Source organism: Kurthia sp. FSL E2-0154 (assembly GCF_038003625.1).
Classification (GTDB): Bacteria; Bacillota; Bacilli; order Bacillales_A; family Planococcaceae; genus Kurthia; species Kurthia gibsonii.
In genome coordinates this window covers 1,394,774-1,419,162 of record NZ_JBBOPO010000001.1, presented here as the reverse complement: position 1 = coordinate 1,419,162, position 24,389 = coordinate 1,394,774, and the positions used below count along the sequence as shown (strand labels likewise).

The following is a 24,389-nucleotide window of genomic DNA, read 5'->3' as shown; positions in this document are numbered from 1 at the left end:
GAGAAGCAGCGCATGGCTGTTTCTCATTTTTTCTTTTTGAATGATTTTAATTTATCGTAAATGGTAGCCATGCGTTGTTCTTTACCTGCGATAACAGGTGTATAGTATTCGCGTGTTACGAGTTCGTCAGGTAAGTATTGTTGATTCACCCAACCACCGAATGTACCAATTGGTGTGTTATGCGGATATTGATAGCCGACATTTCCAAGTGCTGCTGCACCGCTATAATGTGTATCACGCAAATGCATAGGAATTTCACCTGTTTTACCTGCATGAATATCATGGATTGCGGCGTCAATGGCGCTTATCGCAGAGTTTGATTTTTCAGCGAGGCACATTTCGATGACAGCTTGCGCAAGTGGAATGCGCGCTTCTGGCATACCAAGGCGTTCAGCCGATTGAACAGCTGCTAACACATGTGGTCCGACTTGTGGGTCAGCTAAGCCGACATCTTCATAACTAATAACGAGTAGTCTTCGGTTCACTGCGATTAAGTCGCCATTTTCTAAACAGTGCGCTAAATAATAAAGCGCTGCATTGACATCACTACCGCGAATGGATTTTTGTAAAGCGGATAATAAATTATAAAATTGATCACCTTTCGCATCTCCATATAAACCAATCTTTTCAGCTAGTTGCGCGACTAATTTGTCTGTAACAATTGCTACATCATTATCTTCATCAGCAGCGTAGTAAACAGATTCTAATAAATTTAATGCTTTTCTCGCATCGCCATTACCTGCTTTAGCTATTTGGTGAATTTGCTCTTCTGTGATTTGAATGTTATAACGACCAAGACCACGCTTTTCATCTTGTAATGCTTGTCGTATTAATTGTTCTAAATTTTCAGTTGTCAGTCGTTTTAATTGTTTAATTTCACCACAACGAGAACGAATGGCGGGATTCACATCGTGGAATGGATTTTCAGTTGTTGCACCAATTAAAATAATCGAACCATTTTCAACATGTGGCAATAACGTATCTTGTTGCAATTTATTAAAACGATGAATTTCATCTAAAAATAAAATAACTTGACCTGAAAAATGAGCTTCCGCTACAATTCCTTCGACATCTTTTTTTCCAGCGCGTGTGGCGTTTAATGCAAAGAAAGGAATAGATACACTTCCTGCAATGGCATAAGCAATTGATGTTTTTCCAATACCTGGATTTCCATAGAGGAGCATAGACGGTACATGACCTTTTTGAATCATTTTATAGAGATGCGTGTTAGGTCCAATCACGTCTTCATGTCCAACAATTTCTTCTATATTTTGTGGGCGCATACGGTAGGCGAGCGGCTCATTTGTCATAATCATCGGCTCCTTTTTTTAAAATAAGAATGTTACATAATAAATAATAGTATAGCAAAACCAAGTACGATGGGTGGTAATATGTTATAATTTAACGATAAAGAATTTATAATTTAGATGAGGTGCATACGAGTGAAGATCTCAACGAAAGGCCGTTATGGGCTTACAATTATGATTGAGTTAGCAAAACAGTACGGACAAGGACCAATTCCACTGCGTCAAATCGCCGCAGACAATCATTTATCAGAAGCTTATTTAGAGCAATTAGTATCACCACTTCGTAACTCGGGTTTAGTCAAGAGTGTACGTGGTGCTTACGGTGGTTATATGTTATCGAAGCCACCACATTTGATTTCAACAGCAGATGTGATTAAAGTATTAGAAGGCCCGATTCAACCTGTAGAAGGAATCGAGAATGAGGCGCCACCACAACGCGAGTTATGGATGCGTATTCGAGATGCTGTAAAAACAGTATTAGATACGACTAGTCTGGAAGATTTAGCGAAATATACAGACGAAAACACAGATGAAAACTTTATGTTCTATATTTAAAGGAGATTTTTTTCATGAACGAAATCTATTTAGACCATGCGGCAACATCACCGATGCATCCACAAGTAATTCAAGTGATGACAGAAGTGATGTCAGAAGTATTTGGTAATCCATCAAGTATCCATCAGCTTGGTCGCCATGCACGAAAATATTTAGATGATGCACGTCATGTGATTGCAACGTCTATTCAAGCAAAAGACAATGAAATCATCTTTACAGGTGGTGGCTCGGAGGCAGATAATTTAGCGATTCGCGGAACAGCCTATGCGAAAAAAGCGCAAGGTCGTCATATTATTACAACAGCAATTGAACATCATGCGGTATTACATCCATGTGAACAACTTGAAACAGAAGGTTTTGAAGTGACCTATTTACCTGTTAATGAACAGGGAGTTGTATCAGTTGTAGATGTAGAACAAGCACTTCGAGAAGATACGATTCTCGTTACGATTATGGCTGGAAATAACGAAGTAGGTTCATTACAGCCGATTTCAGAAATTGGTGCATTATTAACTGAACATCAAGCGACATTCCATACGGATGCAGTGCAAGCATTTGGACTTGAAAAAATCAATGTAGACGAGTTAAAAGTTGATTTATTATCTGCTTCAGCGCATAAGTTGAATGGTCCAAAAGGTGTCGGATTTTTATACCAGCGTGAACAAACACCTTTGCAACCTCTTATTTTAGGTGGGGAACAAGAACGTAAACGTCGTGCGGGTACAGAAAATATTCCAGGGATTGTTGGGCTTGCTAAGGCAGTCGAAATTGCACAGGCAACAATGGATGAAAAACGAATACAGTTGAAAAAATATCAACAAATCATAGTAGACACCTTTACAGCGAGTGGGATTCATTTTAAAGTTAATGGGCAAGTCGAAAATGGTCTACCGCATGTATTGAATATAAGCTTTGCAGGAATGGATGTAGAGTCATTCCTTGTCAATTTAGATATGGCTGGTGTTGCGGTATCAAGTGGTTCAGCATGTACAGCAGGTTCAATTGATCCATCACATGTTTTAGTTGCGATGTTTGGAAAAGATTCTGCAGAATTGCGTAATTCGATTCGTTTTAGTTTCGGATATGGGCTAACAGATGATACAGTAGCAGAAGCTGCAAAACGTACAGTAGATATTGTACAAAGATTAGCGAATGTATAGAAATCAGGTGAGAAGAAAATGAATGAAGTAAAAGACCCCTCAAAAACACGTGTTGTCGTAGGGATGTCGGGTGGCGTTGACTCGTCTGTAGCAGCGTACCTATTAAAAAAACAGGGCTATGATGTGATCGGTATCTTCATGAAAAACTGGGATGATACAGATGAGAATGGCGTATGTACAGCAACGGAAGACTACGAAGATGTCATTAAAGTATGTAATCAAATTGGGATTCCCTATTATGCTGTCAATTTTGAAAAACAATACTGGGATAAAGTATTCTCATATTTCCTAGAAGAATATAAAGCAGGACGTACACCAAACCCGGATGTAATGTGTAATAAAGAGATTAAATTTAAAGCCTTTTTAGAACATGCATTAAAATTAGGTGCCGACTATCTTGCAACAGGTCACTATGCACGCGTTGAACAAACAGAAGATGGCGTGAAAATGTTACGTGGTGTGGACCATAATAAAGATCAAACATACTTCTTAAATCAATTATCACAGGAACAATTATCACATGTTATGTTCCCAATCGGTGATTTAGAAAAACCGCGTGTACGTGAAATTGCAGAAGAAGCAGGACTTGCGACAGCGAAGAAAAAAGACTCAACAGGGATTTGTTTCATCGGTGAACGTAACTTCAAAGAATTCTTAAGCCAATACCTACCAGCACAACCAGGGAACATGGAAACATTTGATGGTAAAGTGATGGGTAAACACGACGGTTTAATGTATTACACATTAGGTCAACGTCATGGTTTAGGAATCGGCGGAGACGGTGAACCTTGGTTTGTAGTGGGAAAAGATTTAGAGCGTAATGTTTTATTAGTTGGACAAAGTTTCCATAATGACTTGTTATATTCGACAAGCTTAACTGCTGTGAAAACAAGCTTTACGACGAATCGTACATTCGACAAGAACTTTAGCTGCACAGCGAAGTTCCGTTACCGTCAAACAGATGTACCTGTAGATGTAACATTACTAGATAATGGCGATTGGTCTGTGACATTCTCAGAACCAACACGTGCGATTACTCCAGGACAATCGGTTGTATTATATGATGGTGATGAGTGTATCGGTGGCGGTACAATTGATGAAGTATTTAAAAACGGTGAAAAATTAACATATGTAGGGTAATAGGAGTTGGATTTTTGTGAATCATAATGAAGAAGGCATCAAAGCGATGCAAGAAAAGCGTTTTGAAGATGCAGCAAAAGCATTTACTGAAGCAATCGAAGCAAATCCTGAAGAAGCGATTGGCTACATTAACTTCGGTAATCTACTCGCTTCAATGGATGATACAGAACGTGCAGAGCGCTTTTTCCAAAAAGCTATTACATTGGATGAAGATGCAGCGACTGCTTATTATGGTTTAGCGAATCTTTATTACAATAATGAGCGTTTTGAAGAAGCGGCAAAAATTTATGAGCGTTCAATTCGTAAAGGCATTGAAGGGGCAGATGCTTACTTCATGCTTGGAAAATCACTTGAAGCAAGTGGGAATACGAAATTAGCACTTCCTTATTTACAACGTGCAGCAGAATTAGCACCAGAGGATTTACAAATTCGTTTATCATTTGCGATTTTAATGTGTTCATTAGAAATGTTTGAAGAAGCAGAAAAAGAACTGCGTCATATTATTGATGAGGATTGGAATAATGCAGATGCACATTACAATTTAGGTGTATTATTTGCAGTTTCTACAGATAATATTAAAGATGCGCAGTATCATTTAAAACAGGCTTACACATTACAACCTGAATTTGATCAAGCGCGCTATATTTACGATATGCTTGAGCAAAAGAAGAATAACCAATAAAAAAGGAGGGGACAGTGTTGACTGAAAATCTTTCACTATTTGCGAATGAACCATTTTTCGTAGTAGGTCGACCTGTCGTCTCTATTTTTCATAATACAGAAAATTTATTTTCAATTGTGAAAGTGAAGATTCAAGAGACGAATACAGATTATCAAGAAAAAGAAGTGATTGTCGCTGGATATTTTCCAAAGGTAGTAGAGGATGCGCTTTATCGTTTTACAGGGCGTATGACAACCCATCCGAAATACGGCACACAATTCAAAGCAGAAACATTTGAAAAAGAGATTCCTGCAACTGAAGCAGGTGTCATCTCGTATTTATCAAGTGATTTATTCCCAGGAATCGGACAGCGAACAGCTAAAATCATTGTTGATCAATTGGGGGCGGATGCAATTAAAGTCATCATTCAAGATCCTTCATCTTTGGATGGTATTCCGCGTTTAAATGAAGAAAAGAAAGAGACATTGCGACTTGTACTCCAACAAAATCTAGGGATGGACCGTATTATGATTAAATTAGGCGAATGGGGTTTTGGCGCACAATTAGCAATCAAAATCTATCAGCTCTATTTAGATGATACACTTCAACTCTTACAAGAAAATCCGTACCGACTCATTCAAGATGTAGATGGTGTCGGTTTTCAGCGTGCAGATGATTTAGGGGCTATTTTAGGAATTGAAGGAAAGCATCCAGACCGTATTGAAGCAGCAGTGCTACATATTATTAACCAAGCATCGATTTCAGAAGGACATACTTATGTTTCTGCTGAACAGGTTATTCCACAAGCAAAAGCTCTTTTGGAACAAAGTCAGCCTATCCAACTCACTTACGAAGAGATTTCACAAGCGATTATTCGACTTGGTGAAAATGGACAGTTATGTGGTGAGGAAACACGTCTCTATTTACCGTCTCTTTATTATTCAGAGGTGGGGATTGCGTCAAAAATTTTGCAATTAAAAGAGAAAAATGAACAACAATCGGCCTTTCCGCTTTCTGAAATTCGCACATGGATTGGTGATGCAGAGGAGCGCTTTGGTGTGACCTATGCGACGACACAAATTCATGCGATTGAGACAGCTATTAACAGTGCGGTCATGATTTTAACAGGTGGACCAGGTACTGGGAAAACAACCGTTGTACGTGGGATTGTTGATGTGTTTGCAGAGTTACATGGATTATCGCTTGATCCGAAAGAATATAGTAAAAAAGACGAAGAATTTCCAATTATTCTTGTTGCACCAACAGGTCGTGCAGCGAAGCGTCTAAGTGAATCGACAGGCTTACCTGCACAGACGATTCACCGTCTACTCGGTTTTAATGGACAAGATAAAGACGAAGAAACAGAACGAGAAATCGGTGGTAAATTAATTATTGTCGATGAGATGTCGATGGTTGATACGTGGCTCGCACATCAATTACTACGTGCATTAAATGACCACTGTCAAATTGTATTTGTTGGTGACCAAGATCAGTTACCGCCTGTAGGTCCTGGGCAAGTTCTAAAGGATTTACTCGCTTCAAAAGCGATTCCGACAGTCGAATTAACCGACGTCTATCGTCAAGCGGATGGCTCATCCATTATTGAGTTGGCTCATCAGATGAAAATGGGAGAGCAGCCGACGAATTTAACAGAGAAAACGAAAGATCGCTCCTTTATCCCTGCCTATGCGAATCAAGTTGCGAGCGTCGTTCAACAAGTGATTGGTTCCGCGCTTAAAAAAGGATTCTCAATTCATGATGTCCAAGTGCTTGCGCCAATGTACCGAGGCGATGCAGGAATTGATGCGTTAAACAAAATGATTCAAGAGTTTGTCAATCCGAAAAAAAATGCGAAAACGAAAGAGATTGTCTTTGGTGATACAACGTATCGTATTGGTGATAAAGTGTTGCAACTTGTCAATCAGCCGAATAGTAATGTCTTTAATGGGGATATGGGCGAAATCATTTCCATTTTAAAAGCGAAAGAGACGACGGAAAAACAAGACGTCGTTATCGTGTCATTTGATGGTATTGAAGTAACATATGAACGCTCCGATCTAAATCAAATTACACTTGCCTATTGTTGTTCGATTCATAAATCACAAGGTAGTGAGTTCCCAATGGTCATCATGCCGGTTGTAAGAAGTTATGCAAAGATGTTAAGAAAGAATTTGCTCTATACAGGTCTGACACGTGCTAAAAACTTTTTGATTTTGTGCGGAGAACCCGATACATTTTTACGTGGTATTCAAAATGATGCGGATATTTTAAGACAGACGACACTTGCGATGCGTCTTGGTGAAACATCTGAACAGATTGCTGAAAAAGAAGCTACTGAACAAAAAGTAGAAGTAGAAGAAACAAATGGTGAGATGATTCAACGCAATACGTTTGTTTTAACGATGGACAATTTTATGGACATCTCACCCATGATTGGTATGGATGGTTGTAAACCGAGTGATTTTTTAATTGAAGTACAACAAGAGCTACTAGAAAATGAATAGATTGAAGACCACCTAAGTTGATTTGTTATAAATTAACTTAGGTGGTTTTTGTTTCCTTTTTGATCCATGTGATGATATAATCGTTGGAACTTTAAAAGGGGATGATGAAATGATTCGACAATTAACAGAAGAAGACCATCAACAAGTACTTCAGTTGATTGGAAAAAAGCCAGCAGAGAATTTATTCATTATTGGTGACTTGGAGGCGTATGGATACATCTCTGACATACAACAACTTTACGGAGAATTTCAAGATGAGCAGTTAATTGCACTGCTGTTAAACTACGACCATATGTATGTGATGTATGCAGAAGGAACATATGATGTAGAAGGGTTCGCTCGTATTGTGAATACAGATGAACAACTGTTAGGTTTATCAGGTATGTACGGTATTTTAACGTCTTTATACCCTTTAATCAAAAAAACACCTAAACGTTCAGGTAAGATGCACTATGCAAAATGTACAGCACTAATCGGAGAAGCGCCACCACACCGTTTTACAATTCGTAAAACAACTGTAGAAGATATTCCACAGCACCGTGCATTATTACAACAAATACCAGAGTTTGCGAATAGTACGACAACAGAGGAACAAATGATTCGAACGATTGAAAATCAAACAGGTCGTACGTATGCGCTTTGGGAAAATAATCAAATTGTTTCGGTTGTCTCAACGACAGCGGAAAATTTACAGTCAGCAATGATTGTCGGTGTAGCGACGCATCCTGATTATGTAAAAAGAGGATATGCGACAGCACTTCTTTATAGAATGTGTGAGGAATTACTAGCAGAAGATAAGGTGGTTTGTTTGTTCTACGATAACCCGAAAGCAGGAAAGATTTACGAGCGCATTGGATTTGAACCAATTGGTTACTGGGGAATGCATAACTTTTAATAGGATGCGAGCATTGACAGGTTAAGCGACTTTATTTTATAATCAGCAGTAGAATAATTGAACACGATGACGGAAAAGAGTACGTTATACTGATTGTGTTAAGAGAGAGGTTTCATGGCTGAAAAAACCTTCACGATTGATAACGGAAAGCTATTCCAGAGTGCAGTTAATCCCTGCCGTTCACTACGTTATAGTGCTAAGAGATAAAAAGTGTTGCTTGATACTTTTTATAAATTAGGGTGGTACCACGAAAACGAATTGACAGTTCTCGTCCCTTTCCATAGGGATGGGGACTTTTTATTTTGTTTGATAAGCACTTCATCGCATTTAAATTTTAGGAGGAAACACACATGAAAGCTTCAGATATTCGTCGTAAGTATATCGAATTCTTCGTTGAAAAACAGCACAAACAAGAACCAAGTATGCCACTTGTTCCAATTAATGATGCCTCATTATTATGGATTAACTCAGGTGTAGCTACATTAAAAAAATATTTTGATGGCTCGGTTATTCCAGATAACCCACGTATCGTAAATGCACAAAAAGCTATTCGTACAAACGATATTGAAAACGTTGGTAAAACAGCACGTCACCATACATTCTTTGAAATGTTAGGAAATTTCTCAATTGGCGACTATTTCAAAAAAGAAGCTATTCATTATGCATGGGAATTCTTAACATCAAAAGATTGGTTAGGATTCGACGGTGAAAAATTGTCTATTACGATTCACCCTGAAGATACAGAAGCATACAACATTTGGAAAGATGAAATTGGCATTCCAGAAGAACGTCTGATTCGTTTAGAAGGAAACTTCTGGGATATCGGTGAAGGTCCATCGGGTCCAAACTCAGAAATCTTCTATGACCGTGGCGAAATGTACGGGAACGATCCAAAAGATCCAGAATTATATCCAGGTGGCGAAAACGAGCGTTACTTAGAAATCTGGAACTTGGTATTCTCTCAATTCAACCATAACCCAGATCACACATATACACCATTACCAAAGCAAAACATTGATACAGGTATGGGGTTAGAGCGTGTGGCATCTGTTATGCAAGATGTTCCAACAAACTATGACACAGATTTATTCATGCCAATCATTGAAACAATTGAAAAATTCGCAAACCGTCGCTACATGCGCCCTGGTGAAATTGAACTAAGTGAAATTTTTGGTACAGAAGAAGATGTAAATACACCATTCAAAGTCATCGCTGACCATATTCGTACGGTTGCTTTCGCAATTGGTGACGGCGCACTTCCATCAAATGAAGGTCGCGGTTATGTATTACGTCGTTTATTACGTCGTGCAGTACGTTATGCAAAACAAATCGGTATCGAAAAACCGTTCATGTTTGAATTAGTACCAACTGTTGGTGAAATCATGCAAGATTTCTATCCACAAGTAAAGGAAAAAGAAGCATTCATTCAACGTGTAATTAAAAATGAAGAACAACGCTTCCATGAAACATTAAATGATGGTTTAGCCATCTTTAATGAAGTCGTTGCAACGCAAAAAGAAAAAGGCGAAATGGTTATTCCAGGTGCAGATGCATTCCGTCTATATGACACATACGGTTTCCCAGTAGAATTAACAGAAGAGTACGCTGCTGAAGTTGGGATGACAGTGGACGAAGCTGGCTTTGAAGTTGAGATGGAAAAACAACGTACACGCGCACGTGAAGCACGTCAAGATGTTGACTCAATGAAAGTACAATCAGAAGTGTTAGCAAACTTAAAACAAGCTTCTACATTCGTAGGTGGCGATACATTACAAACAGAAACAGTTATTACAGCAATCGTTGCAAACGGCGAAGAAGTAAAAACAGTTTCTGAAGGTGAAGAAGCACTTGTGATTTTAACTGAAACACCTTTCTATGCAGAAATGGGTGGACAAGTAGCGGACCACGGTACGATTTCAAATGATGCATTCACAGCGTTTGTAAAAGACGTACAAAAAGCACCAAACGGTCAATCATTACACACAGTTGTAGTTGAATCGGGTGAAATGAACGTAGAAGATGAAGTGATTGCAAGCGTAAATCGCGAAGAACGTAACTTGATCGTGAAAAATCATACAGCAACACACCTATTACAACGTGCATTAAAAGACATTTTAGGTGACCACGTTAACCAAGCAGGTTCCTATGTAGGCCCAGATCGTCTACGTTTTGACTTCTCACACTTCGGTGCAACAACAAAAGAAGAAATTGAAGCAATTGAACGTGCAGTAAACGAAAAAATTTGGGATGATATCGAAGTAATCATCGAAGAAATGCCAATCGACGAAGCAAAAGCAATGGGCGCTATGGCATTATTCGGTGAAAAATACGGTGACGTTGTACGCGTCGTTCAAGTATCAGATTACTCAATCGAATTATGTGGTGGTATTCACGTAAAACGTTCATCTGAAATTGGCTTATTCAAAATCGTTTCAGAAGGTGGTATTGGCGCTGGAACACGTCGTATTGAAGCTGTAACAGGTCGTGCAGCATACTTTGCAGTGAAGGAAGAACAACACACATTAGAAGCAGCAGCACACGCTTTAAAAGTAAATCCAAAAGACGTACCCGCACGTATTGAATCATTACAACATGATTTAAAAGATGCACAACGTGAAAATGAATCGTTATCAGCGAAGATGGCAGCAGCACAAGCAGGTGATATTTTAGCGAATGCAAAAGATATCAATGGTGTAACGGTATTATCAACACGTGTAGAAGCGAAAGATAATAACCAATTACGTCAACTAATGGATGATTTAAAAGCAAAAATGTCAAATGCGGTGATCGTTTTAGGTGCAGTAGCAGACGATAAAGTAATGCTATGTGCAGGAGTAACAAAAGAAATCGCAGGAAAAGAATACCATGCAGGAAACATTGTCAAAGCAGTAGCAGAACAATGTGGTGGTAAAGGTGGCGGTCGCCCAGATATGGCGATGGCTGGTGCGAAAGATGCGAATCAACTAGATGCAGCACTTGCATCGGTTTATGAAACATTAGCAAAATAATTAATGAATAGAAGAAGTCAGTTCTTAGGCAACTGTTTGAGAACTGGCTTTTTTCTATGATGTAGTAAAAACAGATGACGTTATAAAAATAAGTAGCCAAAAATGGTGGAACAAACAGGAAAACAATGCTTTTTAAACCTTATTTTCTTGCCACTAGTAATTATTTCATAGCGAATGGGCAAAATGAGTTTCAAACGAACAGGGAATAAGTTATACTAGTTGAAAGAGTAGTACACTACTTAACTTTACTGTGAGGTGCTTAGCATGAGTAAGTTTGATCAAACGATGAAATTTAATTTTCCCGAAGAACCTATGGAACAAGAAGTTCGCGAAACGATGCTTCATGTTCATGCAGCACTAGAAGAAAAAGGGTATAACTCAATCAATCAAATGGTGGGTTATTTGCTTTCGGGCGATCCGGCATATATTCCACGTCATCAAGATGCTCGTACAAAGATTCGCAAGCTTGAACGAGATGAAATTTTAGAAGAGCTTGTGAAATTTTATATTAAAAAGAATAACGAGGCAAAATAATGAGAGTAATGGGTTTAGATGTCGGTTCTAAAACAATCGGAGTAGCTGTAAGCGATGCACTTGGCTGGACTGCTCAAGGGATTGAAACGATTAAAATCGACGAAGAGAATGAAAAGTTTGGTATGGAACGAATTCGTGAACTCGTAAAACAATACGATGTGAAGGAATTCGTCGTTGGTTTTCCAAAAAACATGAACAATACAGTGGGTCCACGTGGAGAAGCATCACAACGTTATGCTACACTGTTAGAGCAGGAATTTGGATTTCCCGTTACACTATGGGATGAAAGACTGACAACGATGGCCGCAGAACGCGTGCTAATTGAAGCGGATGTTCGCCGTAAAGATCGTAAAAAGGTCATTGATAAGATGGCTGCAAGTATGATTTTACAAGGATATTTAGACCGCAAATCTTTTTAGAGGAGAATGAGAGTATGACAAATGAAAAACAAAACACAATTACAGTAGTAGACGAGGAAGGGAACGAAATTCTTTGTGAGATTCTTACAATCGTAGAATCAGAAGAATTTGGTAAAAACTTCGTATTATACAGTGAAATCGGTTCAGAGGATGAAGAAGGTTATGTACAAATCATGGCTTCATCATTCACACCAGCAGAAAATGGTGAAGATGGCGAATTACAACCAATCGAATCAGAAGAAGAATGGGCTTACTTAGAAGACATTCTTGAGCAATTAGACGACGAAGAATAATTCACTATTTCAACAACCATAAGGGAGGCTTTTAATATGTCAGAAGAACACAACCATGAACATATTGTAGCAATTGATGAAAACGGAAACGAAATCGTATATGCTGTCATCACACGCGTATACTCAGAAGAATTCGAAAAAGAATACGTTCTTTTTGCAGAACATAGCGATTCAGACGAGCCTGTAGAAGTACAAGCAGCAATCGTTGTAGAAGACGAAGAAGGCGACCGTTTAGTTGGAATCGAGAGCGATTCAGATGCAGAATGGGAATTCATCGAGAGCGTTTTATCTGAGCTAGCTGACGAAGAAGAAGAATAGTCCTTACAAAACGAGGTGAATGTTCATGTCTCAAGATTATAGTGGTCAATTCTTTACGGAATTAGATGAAGATGGCAATGAGGTTGTCTATACGATTCTAACGCGCATTGAACCAGACGATTCAGATTCAACGTATATCGTGTTTTATGAAGATACAGAAGAAGACGATATTCAAATTGAAGCAGCAGAAGTCATCGAAAATGAAGATGGTAGCGGCGAGCAATTATACGAAATCGAAACTGAAGAAGAATGGGCAATGATTGAAGAAGTAGTCAATACAATTATGAGTCTGTAAAAGAAAGTCCGTCCAATATTGTTTTGTGCTTATGAAAAGTGCAGATAATAGGGGCGGATTTTTTGAATCGTATAAAATATTTTTGAAAAAAAAGAGAGAATCAAGTAATATGAACATGTTGTGACTTTACATAAGAGTCAGGATGAGAGTGAGATGAAGGAGGATTATGTGTGGATCCAAAATTGCCCGATGATCAATTAAAGAGATTACAAGAGCAACGCCATGAAAAAAGAATAGTCCGAAAAATTGTGATGTACGTGGGAATCGCTATTATTGCTATTGCATTAATTGGGAGTATTAGTAGTTATTTTTATATTTCAAATGCTTTAAAACCAGTAGATCCAGATAATAAAAAAGCCGTAAAAATCGAATTGCCAATCGGTTCGAATATTGATACGATATCACAAACTTTAGAAGATAAAGGCGTTATTCGTAATGCGAAAATATTCAAATATTATACAAAGTTTAAAAATGCTTCTGGTTTCCAAGCTGGAACGTATCAAATTCCACCATCTATGTCGATTGATGATATTATCAAATCGTTAAAAACAGGTAAAGTATATCGTAAAGCAGATTTACAAATTACGATACCAGAAGGATTAACGCTCGATCAAATGGGTAATATTATCGCGAAAAATACAGACTATACATCAAAAGAGTTTATGAAACTCGTAACGAATGAAAAATTCATTAAAGAGATGAAAGCGAAGTATCCAGAAACAGTAACGAAAGATATCAATGGAAAAGATATTCGCTACAAATTGGAAGGCTACTTATATCCATCTACGTATGATTTCTTCACGAAGAAACCAACTTTAGAAGAAATTGTTGAAAAGATGATTGCACAAACAGATGCGATTGTTCGTTCATATGAACCGCAATTAAAAGAATTAGGCATGACACCGCACGAGTTCTTAACATTTGCATCACTTCTTGAACGTGAAGCGACAGCACAAACAGACCGTGAAACAATTGCAAGTGTATTCAATAATCGTATTGAACAAGGTATGCCACTTCAAACAGACCCAACTGTTCTATATGCACTTGGTGAGCATAAAGATCGCGTGCTGTATAAAGATTTAGAAGTGAAAAATCCGTATAATACGTACTTGAATAAAGGTCTACCACCAGGCCCAATTGCGAATGCAGGACGTGCATCACTTGACGCAACGGTTGACCCTGCGAAAACAAAATATCTATACTTTGTTGCAGATAAAGATGGTAATAATCACTTTGCTGAAACGTATGTAGAGCATCAAAATAATGTAGCCAAGTACATCAAATCGCAAAAATAATGATGCTATTTTAGCCTCATAGGTAGCGTTAATATGAAAACCTAGATGATGAATGAACATCGTCTAGGTTTTTTTAATGTTGTTTTCTTTTCAAAACTTCGTCGAAAAAGCATGAAATTATGGATTTGCAAGGTTGAAATCTAGATTTTAAAATACTTTTATGTTAGGATAAAGTGTGTTTTGTATATAATTAAGGAGGAATAGCAGATGGAAATTTCAGATGCCTATATTCAATCCTTCATACCTAAACGAGATGAACTTTTAATTGAAATGGAACAGTTTGCGGCTGAAAATTACATACCGATTATGCAGCTTTCAGCGATTGAAAACTTATTACAGTTACTAAGAATTCAACAACCAAAATCAATTTTAGAAGTAGGTAGCGCGATTGGTTACTCAGCAATTCGTATGGCACAAGCTGTACCAAATGTTGATATTGTAACGATTGAAAGAGATGAAGCACGCATTGAATATGCAAAAGCATTTATCGGACGTTCCGATGTAAAAGAAAATATCACATTAATCGAGGGTGATGCGTTAGAAGTGGACATTGCAAGCAAATATCCATCTTTTGATGCTGTTTTTATTGATGCGGCAAAAGGCCAATATCAAAAATTCTTTGATCAATATAGTCCACTTGTCAAACAAGGGGGCATTTTATACATTGATAATATGTATATGCACGGTCTATCAGATTTAGACATGAAAGATGTACCAAAACGTAAAAGAACGATGATTCGAAACCTTCATCAATTTGCGGAATGGATTATTCAAAATGAGCAATATCAATCAACTTTCTTCCCAGTAGGCGATGGTTTATTGATTTGTATTAAGAGGTGACCAACATGAAAAAACCAGAATTACTTGTAACACCCCATTCAGTTGAACACGTAGCACGTTTGATTGAAGCTGGTGCAGATGCTTTTTTAATTGGTGAACAAAAATTTGGTTTGCGTTTAGCAGGCGAATTTTCAGTTGAAGAAGTAGCAGAAGCAACAAAAATGATTCATGCAGCAGGCAAAAAAGTCTATGTTGCGATGAATGCAATTTATCATAATGATCGTGTCGATGATTTAGCTCCTTATATGGAAAAACTAACTGAACTAGATGTAGATGGTATTGTATTCGGTGATCCAGCTGTTATTATTGCGCGCCGAGAAGCAAATTGTGAAATTCCACTTCACTGGGATGCAGAAACGATTTCTACAAACTGGTTCCAAGCAAATTACTGGGGTAAACGTGGTGCAACACGCGCGTATTTAGCTCGTGAATTGAGCATGGAAGAAGTTGTAGAGATTAAAGAAAATGCAGAAGTTGAGATTGAAGTGCTTGTACATGGTATGACATGTATGTTCCAATCAAAACGTCCGCTTTTAGGCAACTACTTCTTATTCCAAGATAAAGCGATGGAAGTTGAAAATCGTAAAGAAGCGAAAAATATGTTCTTACATGATAAAGAACGTGAAAATAAATACCCAATTTATGAAGATTTAAATGGTACACACATTTACAGTCCGAATGATGTATGTATTATTGATGAACTAAATGAATTATTTGAAGCAGGTGTTGATTCATTTAAATTTGATTCGGTTCTATGCTCAGATGACTATGCAGTTGAAGTAACAGCTTGCTACCGTCAAGCAATTGATGCGTACATGGAGTCAGAAGATGCATACGAAGATATGAAGCAAGACTTACTTGAAAAAATTGAAGAGATTCAACCAGAATTACGTCCGTTAGATACTGGATTCTACTTCAAAGAAACAGTTTATTAGGAGGAGACGTAACATGACGACTATTATAAATGATCGTATTTCAGAAATCATTGATGGCAAGCGTGTCATTACGAAGAAACCAGAACTGTTAGCACCTGCTGGAAATCTGGAAAAATTAAAAATTGCTGTACATTATGGAGCAGATGCGGTATTTATCGGTGGACAAGAGTTTGGTCTACGTTCAAATGCAGGGAACTTCTCAATCGAAGAGATGGCAGAAGGTGTTGAATTTGCTAACCGTTACGGTGCGAAAATCTATGTAACAACAAATATTTTTGCGCATAATGAAAATATGGACGGTTTAGAAGATTATTTACAAGCATTAGAAGGCGTTGGCATTACAGGAATTATTGTAGCTGACCCATTAATTATTGAAACGTGTAAAGAAGTCGCACCAAAGCTTGAAATCCATTTAAGTACACAACAATCTCTATCGAACTGGAAAGCAGTTCAATATTGGAAAGAACAAGGTTTAGAACGTGTTGTATTAGCACGTGAAACAGGTGCTGAAGAAATTCAATTAATGAAAGAAAAAGTAGATATCGAAATCGAATCATTCGTACATGGTGCGATGTGTATCGCTTATTCAGGACGTTGTGTACTATCAAACCATATGACAGCGCGTGACTCAAACCGCGGCGGTTGTTGTCAATCATGTCGTTGGGATTATGATTTATATGCGGTAGAAGATGGCAAAGAAAAGCCGTTATTTGAAGAAGGACAAGAAGCATTTGCGATGAGTCCAAAAGACTTAAAATTAATTGAATCGATTCCAAAAATTATCGAACTAGGCATTGATTCATTAAAAGTAGAAGGGCGTATGAAATCAATTCACTATATTGCGACGGTTGTAACAGTCTACCGTAAAGTAATTGATGCTTATTGTGCAGACCCAGAAAACTTTGTCATCAAACGTGAATGGTTAGAAGAATTAGATAAATGTGCGAATCGTGAAACAGCTTCTTCATTCTTCGAAGGCGAACCAAGTTATGAACAGCAAATGTTTGGCGTTCATGGTAAACAAACAAATTACGACTTCTGTGGTATGGTACTTGATTACGATGAAGAAACACAAATGGTTACATTGCAACAACGTAATTACTTCAAACCAGGCGATGAAATCGAATTCTTCGGTCCAGCGATTGAGAACTTTACAATCGTTGTAGAAGAAATCTTTGATGAACAAGGAGAATCATTGGATGCAGCAAGACATCCACTACAAATTGTTCGCTTCAAATGTGAGCATAAAGTGAATGCACATGATATGATTCGTAAGGAGATGCGCTAAGATGACAAAAAAGAGACCGGTTGTCATTGGAATTGCAGGAGGTTCAGGCTCTGGTAAAACGAGTGTGACACACGCAATTCATGAAGTATTTAAAAACCATAACCTTGTCGTGATTGAACAAGATTATTATTATAAAGATCAAAGTCATTTGGAGTTTGAACAACGTCTTGAAACAAACTATGACCATCCAAATGCATTCGATACCGATTTATTAATTGCAGATATTGAAAAGCTATTGAATCGTGAGCCGATCGCAAAGCCAATCTATGATTATGCTTTGCATACACGCTCAAAAGAAACAGAGCATATTGAACCACAAGACGTAATTATTTTAGAAGGTATTCTTGTATTAGCAGATGAACGTTTACGTGATTTAATGGATATTAAATTATTCGTTGATACCGATTCAGATTTACGTATCATTCGTCGTATTTTACGTGACATTAATGAGCGTGGTCGTTCAATTGATTCAGTTGTTGAACAATATCTATCAGTTGTTCGTCCAATGCATAATCAATTCATCGAACCGACGAAGCGTTATGCGGATATTATTATCCCAGAAGGTGGTCAAAATGAAGTCGCAATCGATTTAATGGTTACAAAAATAAAAACAATTGTTGAATCTGACACCATTGTGTAATATCATGGTAATGATTAACAGAAGTTAATGAGAAATCACTATGTCGCGTTCGTTACGAATGGCGACATAGTATTTTTATATCGTACTTAAGGAGTGGATTGTATTGTCTAACGAAAAACAATACCCAATGACAGCAGCGGGTAAGCAAAAATTAGAAGAAGAATTAGAATACCTAATTACGACAAAACGTAAAGAGGTTGTAGAACGTATTAAAATCGCACGTGGTTTCGGTGACCTTTCTGAGAATTCGGAATACGATGCAGCAAAAGACGAGCAAGGTTTTGTAGAAGGACGTATCTCTTTATTACAAACAATGATTCGTAATGCAATGATTATCGAAGAAGGTTCAGATGCACGTGATACAGTAACAATTGGTTGCACAGTAAAATTCGTAGAACTTCCAGACGAAGATGAAGAAGAATATACAATCGTTGGTTCAGCAGAAGCAGACCCATTCGAAGGACGTATTTCAAACGATTCACCAATCGCTAAAGCTTTACTAGGTCGTAAGGTTGATGATGTAGTAAAAATCAATACACCTGGTGGCGATATGGACGTTCGTATCGTATCGATTAAATAAGAAGTAATTAAAAAAAGACTGAGACAAATTGTGTTTTATAACACATAGGTCTCAGTCTTTTTTAATAAAGAACTCTTTATCTAAAAAAACGTCTTATGAATGTAAAATATGTTATGCAATCTTTAAAATATTTCAATTTGCTAACAACGTATTCAAACAGAAAGCATATTTTCATTAAATATGCTATTATGACGGTAACTAAGAGGTGAAAGTATGGAAGAACAAAGAAGATATCGTTCAAAAAAACATATGACGAGTAAACAAAAAGGCGACCGTATTTTAAATTATTTAATCGCACTTGTTGTCAGTTTAATTATTCTAGTAGCTAGTATTATTTTTTCGGGCGGTGAAGAGCAACAAAAGGCGAAAGAGTCAGAAAAAGAAGCTGTAACAGCTCAACCTCAAAAAGAGACGCCTAAAGAGGAAGAACCTGTTAAAAAGAAAAAAACAGTTAAACCAACTGTCGTAAAAGATGTGGAAGAACTGAAAAAAAGTGATACGGTTAAAGTATCAAAATCAGATGAGACGATTGTTGATGAAGTAATTGAAGATAAGGAATGGAAGCCGTATAAAACAGCGCAACAAGATGATGGTACAACAATGCACGTATCAAGTTATAGCGCAGGTACAGTTGACTGGAATGAAAAATTACAAGCTGTTCAAAATATTACAGGTCTTAAAGAAGAAGACTGGATTCTTTGGTATGCGAAAGGTAATGGATCAGCAGATGCATCAATTATTACAGTATCTTCAAAAGACCAAACGAAAAAATATCGTGTATCTTTAAAATGGGTAGCAAAAAAAGGATGGAAACCAGAAAAAGTAGAAGTGCTAAATCAACTACAAGGTGCTTATTAATTGGCATTGACGGATTTTCAAATAGTCTGTAATGTAAGATAGAACGTATTTTTTCTATGGAAGGCGGAACAAACGATGAAAATTGCCGTAATCGGTGCAATGGAAGAAGAAGTGGAGTTACTACGTGCAGCCATTTCAAATCCAAAAACAGCAGTCATTGCAAACTCAGAATATACAGAAGGTACATACGAAGGTAAAGATGTAGTCCTTTTAAAGAGTGGTATTGGTAAAGTCAATGCAGCCATGTCTACAACAATTCTTTTACATGAGTTCAAACCAGATGTTGTCATTAACACAGGTTCAGCTGGTGGATATGATGAGAATTTAGAAGTAGGTGCAATCGTTATTTCAGATGAAGTACGCCATCACGACGTAGATGCAACAATCTTTGGTTATGAGATTGGTCAAGTACCTCAAATGCCACCTGCATTCAAATCAGATGCAAATTTAATGCAAGCAGCAGAACAAGCAGTTCAAAAGATTGGTGAACATCAAGCAGCGACGGGCTTAATTACAACAGGTGATGCATTCATGAATGATCCTGTACGTGTGGAGGTCGTTCGTAAGCAGTTTCCAACAATGAAAGCTGTTGAAATGGAAGCAGCAGCAGTTGCACAGGTATGTTATCAATTTGGTACACCATTTGTTGTGATTCGTGCATTATCTGATATCGCAGGTAAAGAATCGAATATTAGCTTTGATGAATTTTTACCAGTTGCTGCAAAGCATTCGACACAAGTTGTATTAGAAACAATTAAAAGTTTATAAAATAATGGGGTCACGTGCTGAAAAGGCGTGGCTCATTTTTTATGTGAACTTTCGTGAAACAAATTCAGTTTTCTTTCGTATAAATAATGGAAAGAAGATAAAAGGGGAATAGTATAACAAAAAAAACGAAAGTCACACCTAAGAGGCATAACTTTCGCTTTATTTACACTTTCTTCAATGAGAAATTACTAATCATTAAAATCGCAAGTAATGGGAACAATACGACATAGAAAGCCGATGATAACCATGGCGAGAAGAAAAACGAGATGGTTAAGATTGCTCCGGCAGCCGTAATTGGTAGTCCAGTGAAATAACCATTTGATTCAGTAACATTGAATCGAGCAAGTCGGAATGCACCACAAGCGATATATAATACCGCGATGACCATACCTAAGTTACCATAAGCGGTCAATTCAACTTCATACATTAATACTGCAGGTGCTACACCAAACGAAATAATGTCGCTCATCGAATCGAGTTGTTTACCAAGCTCTGATTCTAGATTATATTTTCGTGCGACTTTACCATCGTATCGATCCAGCAAAGCAGCAATAAGAATAAATAAGACCGCGTAACCGTATGATTCATTGATTGTAGCCATTAGCGCTGCACCACCAAATGAGATGTTTCCAAGGGTGATGAGATTCGCTAGGTTTGCTTTCATCTTCTTTACTGTGATATCCACCATATTCAATGGACAACACTCCTTTAATTTTATTCAATATTAGACTATTATAAGTCTTTAAGATATCAACTGTAAATCATTAAAAAATCGGAGGCACAATTATGCTCAAAAAGAAACTGTACCAAACCGCGATTGAACTCACGAATAAGAAGTGGTCATCGTATCTTTTAAAAACAATGATGAACTCCAAAATTAGCAAACGATTCATCCAGTCATATATCCATATATACGATATTAATACCCAGGAGGTTTCAAAAAAAGTCGATTGTTTCCCAACTTTACAACAGTTTTTTACGAGAGAGTTAAAATCGAGTGCTCGTCCAGTTGACGGTCGTCTAGATGTGATGACAAGTCCAGCAGATTCTAAAATTGAATCATTCGGTGTCATTACACAAAATACATCCATTACTGTAAAAGGGCAGGTTTATCAATTAGATGAACTTCTCGGCAAACATGACAATGCACAGCGCTATAAAAATGGGCAATATATTGTATTCTATTTAAGCCCAGCAGATTATCACCGCGTACACAGTCCTGTAGATGGTCAAATTGAGCGCCAATACATTTTAGGGAACAATAGCTATCCTGTAAATCAAGCCGGTTTAAAATATGGTAGAAAGCCGATTTCAGGAAACTACCGTATGATCACAGAACTAAAAACAAAATATGATGATACAGTAGCGGTCATAAAAGTGGGTGCCATGTTCGTTAATACCATTCAATTAACCAATACATCTACTAGATGGGCAAAAGGCGAAGAGATTGGTTATTTTGCATTTGGCTCAACTGTTGTAATGTTATTTGAAGAAAAATCCGTTGAATTTTTACCGAATGTTCAACAAGGTGCACATATACAGGTGGGAGAAGCCTTTTGTAATATGTTATAATCTTATGAGGTAAAATGAAAAATCAATTGAAAATGGAGAGAACATCATTTGTATAAATTAATTATGCCAAAGGAATTTGTCGGTTCTGTTTTAGATCTAACACCTGAAAAGTTACAAGCTTTGGGTATTAAAGGAATCATTACAGATTTGGACAATACCTTAATTGAATGGGATCGTGCTTTAGCGACGCCTGAAGTCGAACAGTGGCTGAAAACAATGAAAGAAGCAGGAATTCGTGTCATCATTGCTTCAAATAATGCAGAAGAGCGCGTGAAAAAATTTGCAGAACCGCTTGAGTTGCCTTATATTTACCGTGCGCGTAAGCCGTTGACAGGCGCTTTTAAAGAAGCATTATCTACTTTACATTTACCCGTAAATCAAGTATTAATGCTAGGAGATCAAATGTTAACAGATATGATGGGCGCAAATCGTATGAGAATTTATACGATGCTTGTCAAACCAGTCGCGAACTCAGATGGTTTTGTGACGAAGTTTAATCGTGCGATTGAAAAAAGAGTCTATAAGTATCTAGACAAAAAAGGAATACCAACTTGGGAGGAACAATCATAATGGAAGAAAAGTTACACTGCATTGGTTGCGGTACAGAAATACAAACAGAGGATCCAAAAGCACCGGGCTATGCACCTGCATCTTCATTAGAAAAGGAAGACGTGATTTGTAAACGTTGTTTCCGTTTGAAGAATTACAACGAAATTCAACCTGTTTCTTTAACAGATGATGATTTTTTACGCATTTTAAATGGCTTAGGTACACAGAATGGTCTAATCGTAAAAATCGTTGATATTTTCGATTTTAATGGTAGTTGGTTACCAGGTTTACACCGATTCGTTGGTTCGAATCCAGTATTATTAATCGCGAATAAAGTGGATTTATTGCCGAAGTCTGTGAATAAGAAAAAAGTGGTACATTGGATTAAGCAAGAAGCGAAGAAGTTAGGCTTAAAACCAGTCGATGTATTACTTGTGAGTGCACATAAAGGTCTTGGTATGGATGAAGCGATGGAAGCAATCGACACATACCGACGTGGAGAAGATGTATATGTGGTAGGTTGTACGAATGTAGGGAAGTCAACATTCATTAATCGCATTATTAAAACCGCTACAGGACATGGCGATGTGATTACAACATCACATTTCCCTGGAACGACGCTTGATATGATTGAAATTCCACTAGATGACGAAAAAGGAATCTATGACACGCCGGGAATTATTAATCATCATCAAATGGCACATCATTTAGATTCATCTGAGTTAAAATATATTATGCCAAAAAAAGAAATCAAGCCAAAAACATTCCAGTTGAATGCAGAGCAAACATTGTTTGTAGGTGCATTAGCACGCTTTGACTTTATCAAAGGAGAACGTTCAGCCTTCACAGTTTATGTAGCGAATGATTTAACAATTCACCGTACAAAATTAGAAAAGGCAGATGAATTGTATGAGAATCACAAAGGTGAATTATTAGCACCGCCAACTGCTGAATTCATCGACCAACTTCCACGTTTAGTACGTCATGAATTTTCGATTAAAGAAGGTAAAACAGATATCGTCTTTTCAGGTTTAGGTTGGATTACTGTACAAGATCCCAATGTCGTGATTGCAGCCTATGCACCAGAAGGCGTAGAAGTACAAGTTCGTCCGTCACTCATTTAGGGGGTATTTTGACATGAAAAAGTGGTACGCAGTCATTGGAGATCCAATTGGACATTCTTTATCGCCAATGATGCATAATGAATGGTTTCAACAACTCGGAATCGACGCGACTTATTTGCCGATTCATGTGAAAGAAGAAGATTTAGAAGCGGCTGTTGCTTCGATGAAATTACTTGGAATTAGCGGTTTTAATGTGACCATTCCACATAAAGAAAAAATCCGACCATTTTTAGATGCTTTAGATGAAACAGCTGAAAAAATGGGCGCAGTCAATACGGTTGTTCGCTTAGAAGATGGACGTTTAAAGGGCTACAACACAGATGGTTTAGGATTTGTTCGTTCGTTAGAAGAAGTCATTGGCGATGCGAAAAGACATGAAAAGGTATTGTTGATTGGTGCTGGTGGTGCAGCGAGAGGAATTGCGTTTGCACTTGAGTCAATAGGCTATACAGATGTAACGATTTGTAATCGTACAGTTGAAAAAGCACAGCAAATTTGCGCTGAATTAACAATTCCAGCACAAGCGATTTCGTTAAATACAGCAAGTGAACAATTGGATGAGTATGCGATTCTGATTCAAACAACACCTGCTGGTATGAAAAATAGTCAGGTGACGATACCTTTCTCACTTGAAAAATTAAAATCATCAGCAATTGTTGCAGATATTGTGTATAATCCATTAATGACGCCTTTATTACAGGCAGCACAAGACAAGGGTGCAACGATTGTATCGGGCTTAGGTATGTTCATTCATCAAGGTGCCCTTGCCTTTGAATATTGGACGAAACAAAGTCCCGACCCAACAGCTGTGAAAGAGCAGTTGTTGATACATTTAGGAGGAAATTAATTAT

The 24,389-nt window shown here is 37.6% G+C and carries 26 protein-coding genes and 1 other annotated feature; of the genes, 24 read left to right on the top strand and 2 right to left on the bottom strand.

Annotated elements, in window-relative coordinates; translation table 11 throughout:
* Nucleotides 1-23: 23 nt before the first annotated feature.
* Entirely contained in the window at nt 24-1,310 is a 1,287-nt protein-coding gene (locus MHB75_RS07005) for a replication-associated recombination protein A (RefSeq protein WP_340996736.1), read from the bottom strand.
* A gap of 132 nt (nt 1,311-1,442) precedes the next feature.
* On the opposite strand from MHB75_RS07005, the gene cymR reads away from it, so the two are divergent.
* The 20 genes from cymR (at nt 1,443) to mtnN (ending at nt 20,293) form a co-directional block, all read left to right on the top strand.
* A complete protein-coding gene (gene cymR / locus MHB75_RS07000) occupies nt 1,443-1,862 on the top strand; it encodes a cysteine metabolism transcriptional regulator CymR (protein ID WP_068452451.1) in 420 nt (139 codons plus the stop codon).
* A gap of 14 nt (nt 1,863-1,876) precedes the next feature.
* Nucleotides 1,877-3,022, top strand: a complete 1,146-nt coding sequence (locus MHB75_RS06995) for a cysteine desulfurase family protein (RefSeq protein WP_340996733.1) — start codon at nt 1,877-1,879, stop codon at nt 3,020-3,022.
* 18 nt (nt 3,023-3,040) lie between these two features.
* Entirely contained in the window at nt 3,041-4,162 is a 1,122-nt protein-coding gene (gene mnmA / locus MHB75_RS06990) for a tRNA 2-thiouridine(34) synthase MnmA (RefSeq protein ID WP_141273691.1), read from the top strand.
* A gap of 16 nt (nt 4,163-4,178) precedes the next feature.
* Complete coding sequence (locus tag MHB75_RS06985; RefSeq protein ID WP_068452460.1) at nt 4,179-4,844, top strand: tetratricopeptide repeat protein; 666 nt, start codon at nt 4,179-4,181, stop codon at nt 4,842-4,844.
* A gap of 17 nt (nt 4,845-4,861) precedes the next feature.
* Nucleotides 4,862-7,327 (top strand): SF1B family DNA helicase RecD2, encoded by a 2,466-nt coding sequence (gene recD2 / locus MHB75_RS06980; protein ID WP_340996731.1) that lies wholly within the window; start codon nt 4,862-4,864, stop codon nt 7,325-7,327.
* 109 nt (nt 7,328-7,436) lie between these two features.
* Entirely contained in the window at nt 7,437-8,222 is a 786-nt protein-coding gene (locus MHB75_RS06975; RefSeq protein WP_340996729.1) for a GNAT family N-acetyltransferase, read from the top strand.
* Between the two features lie 57 nt (nt 8,223-8,279).
* Nucleotides 8,280-8,501, top strand: a binding site (T-box leader).
* Nucleotides 8,502-8,572: 71 nt separating this feature from the next.
* Nucleotides 8,573-11,230 (top strand): alanine--tRNA ligase, encoded by a 2,658-nt coding sequence (gene alaS / locus MHB75_RS06970; RefSeq protein ID WP_340996727.1) that lies wholly within the window; start codon nt 8,573-8,575, stop codon nt 11,228-11,230.
* Between the two features lie 264 nt (nt 11,231-11,494).
* Nucleotides 11,495-11,764, top strand: a complete 270-nt coding sequence (locus MHB75_RS06965; RefSeq protein ID WP_068452472.1) for an IreB family regulatory phosphoprotein — start codon at nt 11,495-11,497, stop codon at nt 11,762-11,764.
* Nucleotides 11,764-12,183, top strand: coding sequence for a Holliday junction resolvase RuvX (gene ruvX / locus MHB75_RS06960; protein ID WP_068452475.1), 420 nt, complete (start codon nt 11,764-11,766; stop codon nt 12,181-12,183). Before MHB75_RS06965 ends, ruvX begins: the two co-directional genes overlap by 1 nt.
* 14 nt (nt 12,184-12,197) lie before the next feature.
* Nucleotides 12,198-12,476: a DUF1292 domain-containing protein gene (locus MHB75_RS06955; protein WP_068452478.1), complete on the top strand. Its 279-nt coding sequence runs from the start codon at nt 12,198-12,200 to the stop codon at nt 12,474-12,476.
* 36 nt (nt 12,477-12,512) lie between these two features.
* Nucleotides 12,513-12,794, top strand: a complete 282-nt coding sequence (locus MHB75_RS06950) for a DUF1292 domain-containing protein (RefSeq protein WP_087680306.1) — start codon at nt 12,513-12,515, stop codon at nt 12,792-12,794.
* A 25-nt stretch (nt 12,795-12,819) separates the two neighbouring features.
* On the top strand, nt 12,820-13,089 hold the full coding sequence (locus MHB75_RS06945; protein WP_068452485.1) for a DUF1292 domain-containing protein: 270 nt from the start codon (nt 12,820-12,822) through the stop codon (nt 13,087-13,089).
* A gap of 170 nt (nt 13,090-13,259) precedes the next feature.
* A complete protein-coding gene (gene mltG, locus MHB75_RS06940; protein WP_340996717.1) occupies nt 13,260-14,384 on the top strand; it encodes an endolytic transglycosylase MltG in 1,125 nt (374 codons plus the stop codon).
* A gap of 207 nt (nt 14,385-14,591) precedes the next feature.
* Complete coding sequence (locus MHB75_RS06935; RefSeq protein ID WP_068452494.1) at nt 14,592-15,224, top strand: O-methyltransferase; 633 nt, start codon at nt 14,592-14,594, stop codon at nt 15,222-15,224.
* A gap of 5 nt (nt 15,225-15,229) precedes the next feature.
* Nucleotides 15,230-16,159: a peptidase U32 family protein gene (locus MHB75_RS06930; RefSeq protein WP_141273699.1), complete on the top strand. Its 930-nt coding sequence runs from the start codon at nt 15,230-15,232 to the stop codon at nt 16,157-16,159.
* 13 nt (nt 16,160-16,172) lie between these two features.
* Nucleotides 16,173-17,447 (top strand): peptidase U32 family protein, encoded by a 1,275-nt coding sequence (locus MHB75_RS06925; RefSeq protein WP_141273701.1) that lies wholly within the window; start codon nt 16,173-16,175, stop codon nt 17,445-17,447.
* Between the two features lies 1 nt (nt 17,448).
* Nucleotides 17,449-18,087, top strand: coding sequence for a uridine kinase (gene udk, locus MHB75_RS06920; protein ID WP_340996714.1), 639 nt, complete (start codon nt 17,449-17,451; stop codon nt 18,085-18,087).
* Between the two features lie 103 nt (nt 18,088-18,190).
* Nucleotides 18,191-18,667: a transcription elongation factor GreA gene (gene greA / locus MHB75_RS06915; protein ID WP_068452507.1), complete on the top strand. Its 477-nt coding sequence runs from the start codon at nt 18,191-18,193 to the stop codon at nt 18,665-18,667.
* Nucleotides 18,668-18,880: 213 nt separating this feature from the next.
* Entirely contained in the window at nt 18,881-19,525 is a 645-nt protein-coding gene (locus MHB75_RS06910) for a YrrS family protein (RefSeq protein WP_141273702.1), read from the top strand.
* A gap of 75 nt (nt 19,526-19,600) precedes the next feature.
* Nucleotides 19,601-20,293, top strand: coding sequence for a 5'-methylthioadenosine/S-adenosylhomocysteine nucleosidase (gene mtnN / locus MHB75_RS06905; RefSeq protein ID WP_141273704.1), 693 nt, complete (start codon nt 19,601-19,603; stop codon nt 20,291-20,293).
* 163 nt (nt 20,294-20,456) lie between these two features.
* Here mtnN and pssA read toward each other — a convergent pair whose 3' ends face one another.
* Entirely contained in the window at nt 20,457-20,981 is a 525-nt protein-coding gene (gene pssA / locus MHB75_RS06900; protein ID WP_255314737.1) for a CDP-diacylglycerol--serine O-phosphatidyltransferase, read from the bottom strand.
* A 98-nt stretch (nt 20,982-21,079) separates the two neighbouring features.
* On the opposite strand from pssA, the gene MHB75_RS06895 reads away from it, so the two are divergent.
* From MHB75_RS06895 to aroE, 4 genes are read left to right on the top strand one after another with little or no spacing between them, the layout of a single operon-like run.
* Complete coding sequence (locus MHB75_RS06895; RefSeq protein WP_141273706.1) at nt 21,080-21,865, top strand: phosphatidylserine decarboxylase; 786 nt, start codon at nt 21,080-21,082, stop codon at nt 21,863-21,865.
* Between the two features lie 48 nt (nt 21,866-21,913).
* Nucleotides 21,914-22,435 carry a YqeG family HAD IIIA-type phosphatase gene (locus MHB75_RS06890; protein WP_141273708.1) on the top strand — a complete coding sequence of 174 codons (522 nt, stop codon included), beginning with the start codon at nt 21,914-21,916 and terminating at the stop codon, nt 22,433-22,435.
* On the top strand, nt 22,435-23,538 hold the full coding sequence (gene yqeH, locus MHB75_RS06885; RefSeq protein ID WP_068452519.1) for a ribosome biogenesis GTPase YqeH: 1,104 nt from the start codon (nt 22,435-22,437) through the stop codon (nt 23,536-23,538). The genes MHB75_RS06890 and yqeH overlap by 1 nt, the downstream gene beginning before the upstream one ends.
* Nucleotides 23,539-23,551: 13 nt before the next feature.
* Nucleotides 23,552-24,385, top strand: coding sequence for a shikimate dehydrogenase (gene aroE / locus MHB75_RS06880; protein WP_340996707.1), 834 nt, complete (start codon nt 23,552-23,554; stop codon nt 24,383-24,385).
* Nucleotides 24,386-24,389: the final 4 nt, after the last annotated feature.

Bases quoted from the DNA above. Each gene is read 5' to 3' on its own strand.
- MHB75_RS07005 (WP_340996736.1), bottom strand. From the start codon at position 1,310: ATGACAAATGAGCCGCTCGCCTACCGTATGCGCCCACAAAATATAGAA.
- MHB75_RS06995 (WP_340996733.1), top strand. From the start codon at position 1,877: ATGAACGAAATCTATTTAGACCATGCGGCAACATCACCGATGCATCCA.
- mnmA (WP_141273691.1), top strand. From the start codon at position 3,041: ATGAATGAAGTAAAAGACCCCTCAAAAACACGTGTTGTCGTAGGGATG.
- MHB75_RS06975 (WP_340996729.1), top strand. From the start codon at position 7,437: ATGATTCGACAATTAACAGAAGAAGACCATCAACAAGTACTTCAGTTG.
- alaS (WP_340996727.1), top strand. From the start codon at position 8,573: ATGAAAGCTTCAGATATTCGTCGTAAGTATATCGAATTCTTCGTTGAA.
- MHB75_RS06965 (WP_068452472.1), top strand. From the start codon at position 11,495: ATGAGTAAGTTTGATCAAACGATGAAATTTAATTTTCCCGAAGAACCT.
- ruvX (WP_068452475.1), top strand. From the start codon at position 11,764: ATGAGAGTAATGGGTTTAGATGTCGGTTCTAAAACAATCGGAGTAGCT.
- MHB75_RS06955 (WP_068452478.1), top strand. From the start codon at position 12,198: ATGACAAATGAAAAACAAAACACAATTACAGTAGTAGACGAGGAAGGG.
- MHB75_RS06950 (WP_087680306.1), top strand. From the start codon at position 12,513: ATGTCAGAAGAACACAACCATGAACATATTGTAGCAATTGATGAAAAC.
- MHB75_RS06945 (WP_068452485.1), top strand. From the start codon at position 12,820: ATGTCTCAAGATTATAGTGGTCAATTCTTTACGGAATTAGATGAAGAT.
- MHB75_RS06935 (WP_068452494.1), top strand. From the start codon at position 14,592: ATGGAAATTTCAGATGCCTATATTCAATCCTTCATACCTAAACGAGAT.
- MHB75_RS06930 (WP_141273699.1), top strand. From the start codon at position 15,230: ATGAAAAAACCAGAATTACTTGTAACACCCCATTCAGTTGAACACGTA.
- MHB75_RS06925 (WP_141273701.1), top strand. From the start codon at position 16,173: ATGACGACTATTATAAATGATCGTATTTCAGAAATCATTGATGGCAAG.
- udk (WP_340996714.1), top strand. From the start codon at position 17,449: ATGACAAAAAAGAGACCGGTTGTCATTGGAATTGCAGGAGGTTCAGGC.
- MHB75_RS06910 (WP_141273702.1), top strand. From the start codon at position 18,881: ATGGAAGAACAAAGAAGATATCGTTCAAAAAAACATATGACGAGTAAA.
- mtnN (WP_141273704.1), top strand. From the start codon at position 19,601: ATGAAAATTGCCGTAATCGGTGCAATGGAAGAAGAAGTGGAGTTACTA.
- pssA (WP_255314737.1), bottom strand. From the start codon at position 20,981: ATGGTGGATATCACAGTAAAGAAGATGAAAGCAAACCTAGCGAATCTC.
- MHB75_RS06895 (WP_141273706.1), top strand. From the start codon at position 21,080: ATGCTCAAAAAGAAACTGTACCAAACCGCGATTGAACTCACGAATAAG.
- yqeH (WP_068452519.1), top strand. From the start codon at position 22,435: ATGGAAGAAAAGTTACACTGCATTGGTTGCGGTACAGAAATACAAACA.
- aroE (WP_340996707.1), top strand. From the start codon at position 23,552: ATGAAAAAGTGGTACGCAGTCATTGGAGATCCAATTGGACATTCTTTA.